Genomic DNA, 6,655 nt, shown 5'->3' on the forward strand with positions numbered 1-6,655 from the left:
ATGGGGATGATCTTCCGCGCGAAGGCGAACAAGGCCCTTGACCGGGCCGAGGACCCGCGCGAGACCCTCGATTACTCGTACCAGAAGCAGCTGGAGCTGCTGCAGAAGGTGCGCCGGGGCGTCGCCGACGTGGCGACCTCCCGCAAGCGTCTCGAACTGCAGCTCAACCAGTTGCAGCAGCAGTCCACCAAGCTGGAGGACCAGGGCCGCAAGGCGCTCGCGCTCGGCCGCGAGGACCTGGCCCGCGAGGCGCTGTCCCGCCGCGCCGCGCTCCAGCAGCAGGTGACCGACCTGGAGACGCAGCACACCACCCTCCAGGGCGAGGAGGAGAAGCTCACCCTCGCGGCCCAGCGGCTCCAGGCCAAGGTGGACGCCTTCCGCACGAAGAAGGAGACCATCAAGGCCACCTACACCGCCGCCCAGGCGCAGACCCGGATCGGCGAGGCGTTCTCCGGCATCTCCGAGGAGATGGGCGACGTCGGGCTGGCGATCCAGCGGGCCGAGGACAAGACGCAGCAGCTCCAGGCGCGGGCCGGCGCCATCGACGAGCTGCTCGCCTCCGGCGCGCTCGACGACCCCTCGGGCATGGCCAAGGACGACATCGCGGCCGAGCTGGACCGGCTCTCCGGTGGTACGGATGTAGAGCTGGAGCTGCAGCGCATGAAGGCGGAGCTGGCCGGGGGCCCGTCCTCGCAGCAGCAGGCGATCGAGGGCGGCACCGGACAGGGGCAGTCCCAGCAGCAGCCGCAGGACACCCCGCGCTTCGACAAGCAGTAGTCCGGCGCCGGGACGGGAGCCGAGGAGGCCGACGTGATCGTACGGATCATGGGCGAGGGCCAGGTGACGCTGGACGACGCCCACTTCCCCGAGCTGAACAAGCTGGACGACGAACTGCTCGAGGAGATGGAGAAGGGGGACGGGGAGGGCTTTCGGCGGACGCTGGGTGCCCTCCTGGACGCGGTGCGGCGACTGGGCGCTCCGCTGCCGGACGATGCGCTGGAGCCGTCGGATCTGATTCTCCCGGGCGCCGACGCGACTCTGGCCGAGGTGCGCGACATGCTGAGCGACGACGGCCTGATCCCGGGCTGACGCCTCGGGGGAGTTGCTGTCGTACGGCGACTGCGGGCGCGTCGTGGCTTGTCGCGCAGCTCCCCGCGCCCCTTACGGGGCACCGCCAGGGGCGGCACGGGTGGGCGCAGCGGCACCCCGCCGGCGCCGGTGAGCGAGACCCACCCCCGGCCGGCCGGAGCGGGCCCGTACATTCGTGGGCGTGAGGACAATCGAACGTGCGCGGTGTGGGCTCAGGGCTCACCCCCTCGCCCTGGACGCGGCCATCGCCGCAGGCGTTCTCGTCTGCATGGTCGCCGGCTCGTTCGTCGTGCCGGGCGGCGGCGGCCGGGGCATCAGCTGGGGCGTCCGGACGCCCGCGCCGCTCAGCCTCCTCCTCATGCTCCTCGGGGCAGCCGCCCTCGTGTTCCGGCGTCGCGCCCCGAAGGCGGTCCTCGCCGTCACCGGCGCCGTCTCCCTCGCCGAACTGGTCACCGCCGACCCCCGCGCCCCCGTGGCGATGTCCGCCGTCATCGCCCTGTTCACCGTCGCCGCCGCCACCGACCGCACCACCACCGTCCGCGTCGGCCTGCTCACCATGACCGTGCTGACGGGCGCCGCCATGCTCGGCGGCAGCCTGCCCTGGTACGCCCAGGAGAACCTCGGCGTCCTCGCCTGGACCGGTATCGGCGCCACCGCCGGGGACGCCGTACGCAGCCGCCGCGCCGTCGTGCGGGCCATCCGCGAGCGCGCGGAGCGCGCCGAACGCACCCGCGAGGAGGAGGCCCGCCGCCGCGTCGCCGAGGAGCGGCTGCGCATCGCCCGCGACCTGCACGACGTCGTCGCCCACCACATCGCCCTCGTCAACGTGCAGGCCGGAGTCGCCGCGCACGTCATGGACAGGCGCCCCGACCAGGCCAAGGAGGCCCTCGCCCACGTCCGCGAGGCCAGCCGCTCCGCGCTGAACGAACTGCGCGCCACCGTCGGCCTGCTCCGCCAGTCCGGCGACCCCGAGGCCCCCACCGAACCCGCCCCCGGCCTCAGCCGCCTCGACGACCTCGCCGGCACCTTTCGCAGCGCCGGCCTGCCCGTGCAGGTGGCCCGCGCCGACGACGGCACCGCCCTCCCCGCCGCCGTCGACCTGGCCGCCTACCGGATCATCCAGGAAGCCCTGACCAACGCGCAGAAGCACGCGGGCCCGAACGCCAGGGCCGAGGTCAGCGTCGTACGCGTAGGACCGAACATCGAGGTCACCGTCCTGGACGACGGACCGGGAGCGGACGGTGAACCCGGCGCGGGCGGCGGCCACGGGCTGCTCGGCATGCGCGAGCGGGTCACCGCCCTGCGCGGCACCCTGACCACCGGCCCCCGCTACGGCGGCGGCTACCGCGTCCATGCGATCCTGCCCGTCGAGACCCGTACGACGGCCCCGGGGGAGACCGCATGACGATCCGTGTCCTGCTCGCCGACGACCAGGCACTGCTGCGCAGCGCGTTCCGCGTGCTCGTCGACTCCGAGCCCGACATGGAGGTCGTCGGGGAGGCCTCCGACGGCGCCGAAGCGGTCCGCCTCGCCCAGGAGCAGGGCGCCGACGTCGTCCTGATGGACATCCGGATGCCCGGCACCGACGGGCTCGCCGCCACCCGGCTGATCAGCGCCGACCCCGCCCTCGGACATGTCCGGGTCGTCATCCTGACCACCTTCGAGGTCGACGACTACGTCGTCCAGGCGCTGCGCGCGGGCGCCTCCGGCTTCCTCGGCAAGGGCAGCGAGCCGGAGGAACTCCTCAGCGCCATCCGCGTCGCCGCCGGCGGCGAGGCGCTGCTGTCCCCGGCCGCCACCAAGGGCCTGATCGCCCGCTTCCTCGCCCGAGGCGACGACGGCGACGGCGCCGACCCGGCCCGCGCAGAACGGCTGGACGCGCTCACCGGACGGGAGCGCGAGGTCCTCGTCCAGGTCGCCGGCGGCCACTCCAACGACGAGATCGCCGAACGCCTCGAAGTCAGCCCGCTCACCGTGAAGACCCACGTCAACCGGGCCATGGCCAAGCTGGGCGCCCGGGACCGCGCGCAGCTCGTCGTCATCGCGTACGAGTCGGGACTGGTCCGTCCGCGGATGGACTGATCTCCACCCGCGTGTACTGCGCGCGGAGTAGGGCGCCGGTAAGGAAATGGACCTGGGGCCTACGCGTGAGCGCTCGGCCATGGCCCAGGGTGGTGGGGTGGGCGCGCACCTGCGCGCCCGGCGTCCCGTGTCCCCCCCCCGATTCAGCCGATCCCGCCGATCCCGTCGATTCCGCCGATCCGTCGATCCCGCCGCTTCTGCCGCTCACAGGAGAGAGACCCCCAACGCCATGTCCTGGCTGTCCAGGTTCAGCCTCGCCCAACGGGCCCTGATCGGGCTCGTGTCCATCATCGCGCTCGTCTTCGGGGCGATCGCGATACCCCAGATCAAGCAGCAGCTGCTGCCCACCATCGACCTCCCGGTCGTGTCCGTCCTCGTGCCGTACCAGGGCGCCTCGCCCGACGTCGTCGAGAAGCAGGTCGTCGAGCCGATCGAGGACAACCTCCAGGCCGTCGACGGCGTCTCCGGCGTCACCTCCACGGCCAGCGAGGGCAACGCCGTGATCATGGCGTCCTTCGACTACGGCAACGACAGCAAGCAGCTCGTCGCCGACGTCCAGCAGGCCGTCAACCGGGCCCGCAACCAGCTCCCGGACGGCGTCGACCCGCAGGTCATCACCGGGTCCACCGACGACATCCCGACCGTGGTCCTCGCCGTCACCTCCGACAAGGACCAGCAGGCCCTCGCCGACCAGCTCGACAAGACGGTCGTACCGACCCTGAAGAACATCGACGGCGTCGGCCGCGTCCAGGTCACCGGCGTGCGGGACCTCCAGGTCACCGTCACCCCCGACAACGCGAAGCTGGCGCGGGCCGGACTGTCCCCCGCCGCGCTCGGGGAGGCCCTCAAGGCGGGCGGCGCGACCGTCCCGGCCGGCTCCTTCGCCGAGGACGGCAGGAACCGCACCGTCCAGGTCGGCGCCGGCTACACCTCGCTGGGGCAGATCCGCGACCTGATGGTCACCGGACAGGACGGCGGGAAGCCCGTACGCCTCGGGTCCGTGGCCACCGTGAAGGAGCAGCCGGCCCCCGCCGACTCCATCACCCGCACCGACGGCCGGCCCAGCCTCGCCGTCAGCGTCACCACCGACCACGACGGCAGCGCCGTCTCCATCTCCAAGGCCGTCAACGACAAGCTCCCCGACCTGCGGAAGGACCTCGGCGCAGGGGCGAAGCTCACCGTCGTCAGCGATCAGGGCCCGGCCGTGTCCAAGTCCATCAAGGGCCTGACCACCGAGGGCGCGCTGGGCCTGCTCTTCGCGGTCCTCGTCATCCTGGTCTTCCTGGCCTCGATCCGCTCCACGCTGGTCACCGCCGTGTCGATCCCGCTGTCGGTGGTCCTCGCGCTGATCGTGCTGTGGATCGGCGACCTGTCGCTCAACGTGCTGACGCTGGGCGCGCTCACCATCGCCATCGGCCGGGTCGTCGACGACTCCATCGTCGTCCTGGAGAACATCAAACGGCACCTCGGCTACGGCGAGGAGCGCCGCGAGGCCATCCTGGGCGCCGTTCGCGAGGTGGCCGGCGCGGTCACCTCCTCCACCCTCACCACGGTCGCCGTGTTCCTGCCGATCGGCCTGGTCGGCGGCATGGTGGGCGCGCTGTTCGGCTCGTTCAGCATCACGGTGACGGCCGCCCTGCTGGCCTCCCTGCTCGTGTCGCTGACGGTCGTACCGGTCCTGTCGTACTGGTTCCTGCGCGCCCCCAAGGGCACCCCCGAGGACGCGGACGAGGCCCGTCGGCGGGCCGAGGAGAAGGAGGCGCGGAGCAGGCTCCAGCGGATCTACGTCCCCGTCCTGCGGTTCGCCACCCGGCGCCGGATCACCAGTGTGCTGATCGCCGTCGTCGTGCTCTTCGGCACGTTCGGCATGTCCGGCCTGCTGAAGACCAACTTCTTCGACCAGGGCGACCAGGAGGTCCTCACCGTCAAGCAGAAGCTGAAGCCCGGCACCAGCCTCGCGGCCACCGACGCGCAGGCCAAGCGGGTGGAGAAGCTGCTGGCCTCGACCGAGGGCGTCAAGGACTACCAGGTCACCGTCGGCTCCTCCGGATTCATGGCCGCCTTCGGCGGCGGCACCGACACCAACCAGGCGTCGTACCAGGTCATGCTGAAGGACTCCGCGTCCTACGACGATGTGCAGAAGCACATCGAGGACGGGCTGAAGAAGCTCGACGGCATCGGTACGACCACCGTGTCCGCCGGTGACGGCTTCGGCAGCCAGGACCTGAGCGTCCAGGTGAAGGCGTCCGACCCGGCGGCGCTGCGCACGGCCTCCGAGCAGGTCCGCGCCGCCGTCGCCGGACTCGACCACGTCACCGACGTGACCAGCGACCTCGCGCAGAGCGTGCCGCGGATCTCGGTGAAGGCCAACGCCAAGGCCGCCGCGGCCGGCTTCGACGACCAGAAGCTCGGGCTCGCGGTCGCCCAGGCCGTGCGCGGTACGACGGCCGCGCAGGCCGTCCTCGACGACACCGAGCGCGACGTCGTCGTGAAGTCCGCGAAGCCCGCGACCACGCTGGCCCAGCTGAAGGCGCTGCGCCTCGGGCCGGTGAAACTGGGGGAGATCGCCACGGTGAAGCTGGAGCCCGGCCCGGTTTCCCTGACCCGGATCGACGGGCAGCGGGCGGCCACCATCACGGCCCGGCCGACCGGGGACAACACGGGCGCGGTGAGCACGAAGCTCCAGTCGAAGATCAAGGCGCTGAAGCTGCCGGCGGGTGCGACCGCGCAGATCGGCGGGGTCAGCTCCGACCAGGACGACGCGTTCAAGAACCTGGGCCTGGCGATGCTGGCCGCGATCGCGATCGTGTTCATGCTGCTGGTGGCGACGTTCCGCTCGCTGGCCCAGCCGCTGATCCTGCTGGTCTCCATCCCGTTCGCGGCGACCGGAGCGATCGGCCTGCTGAGCGCCACGGGCACCCCGATGGGCGTCCCGGCGATGATCGGCATGCTGATGCTGATCGGCATCGTGGTGACCAACGCGATCGTGCTGATCGACCTGATCAACCAGTACCGCGCGCAGGGCTACGGCGTCGTCGAGGCGGTCGTCGAGGGCGGCCGGCACCGGCTCCGCCCGATCCTGATGACGGCCCTCGCGACGATCTTCGCGCTGCTCCCGATGGCCCTGGGCGTCACCGGCGAGGGCGGCTTCATCGCCCAGCCGCTGGCGGTGGTCGTCATCGGCGGTCTGATCAGCTCCACCCTGCTGACCCTGCTCCTCGTCCCGACGCTCTACGCGATGCTGGAGCTCCGCAAGGAGCGGCGGGCGAAGAAGCGGGCGGCGAAGAGGGACGCCAAGGAGGCGGCCTCCACCCGGGAACCCGTGGGGGTGTAGCCCGGCGGGCGGGTGCGGGTCGCCGCGGCGGACGATTTTCCCGCCCACCCGCCCGTTTCGGGTCGGTGAGGAAGCGGAGCACGGCCGCCGCCGGCCCGGCAACCGTGAACCGCCCGAAGCCCCGTACCGCGTGATGCCGCGGTACGGGGC

Annotated in this window: 5 protein-coding genes; all 5 read left to right on the top strand. The window is 72.2% G+C overall.

What is annotated here, in order from left to right:
* Positions 1-6: 6 nt before the first annotated feature.
* Positions 7-777: a PspA/IM30 family protein gene (locus tag ABZ854_RS14720; RefSeq protein ID WP_361209623.1), complete on the top strand. Its 771-nt coding sequence runs from the start codon at positions 7-9 to the stop codon at positions 775-777.
* A 33-nt stretch (positions 778-810) separates the two neighbouring features.
* Complete coding sequence (locus ABZ854_RS14725) at positions 811-1,089, top strand: hypothetical protein (RefSeq protein WP_361209593.1); 279 nt, start codon at positions 811-813, stop codon at positions 1,087-1,089.
* Between the two features lie 181 nt (positions 1,090-1,270).
* The gene (locus ABZ854_RS14730; protein WP_361209596.1) at positions 1,271-2,494 is read left to right on the top strand and encodes a histidine kinase; all 1,224 of its coding nucleotides are present in this window, start codon (positions 1,271-1,273) and stop codon (positions 2,492-2,494) included.
* A complete protein-coding gene (locus ABZ854_RS14735) occupies positions 2,491-3,171 on the top strand; it encodes a response regulator transcription factor (protein WP_361209599.1) in 681 nt (226 codons plus the stop codon). The genes ABZ854_RS14730 and ABZ854_RS14735 overlap by 4 nt, the downstream gene beginning before the upstream one ends.
* A gap of 229 nt (positions 3,172-3,400) precedes the next feature.
* Positions 3,401-6,505, top strand: a complete 3,105-nt coding sequence (locus ABZ854_RS14740; RefSeq protein ID WP_361209602.1) for an efflux RND transporter permease subunit — start codon at positions 3,401-3,403, stop codon at positions 6,503-6,505.
* Positions 6,506-6,655 lie beyond the last annotated feature (150 nt).

The organism is Streptomyces sp. NPDC047028, from assembly GCF_040644095.1.
Lineage (GTDB): Bacteria > Actinomycetota > Actinomycetes > Streptomycetales > Streptomycetaceae > Streptomyces.

Coding starts and splice junctions, on each gene's coding strand:
- ABZ854_RS14740 (WP_361209602.1), top strand. CDS start 3,401: ATGTCCTGGCTGTCCAGGTTCAGCCTCGCCCAACGGGCCCTGATCGGG.
- ABZ854_RS14720 (WP_361209623.1), top strand. CDS start 7: ATGATCTTCCGCGCGAAGGCGAACAAGGCCCTTGACCGGGCCGAGGAC.
- ABZ854_RS14735 (WP_361209599.1), top strand. CDS start 2,491: ATGACGATCCGTGTCCTGCTCGCCGACGACCAGGCACTGCTGCGCAGC.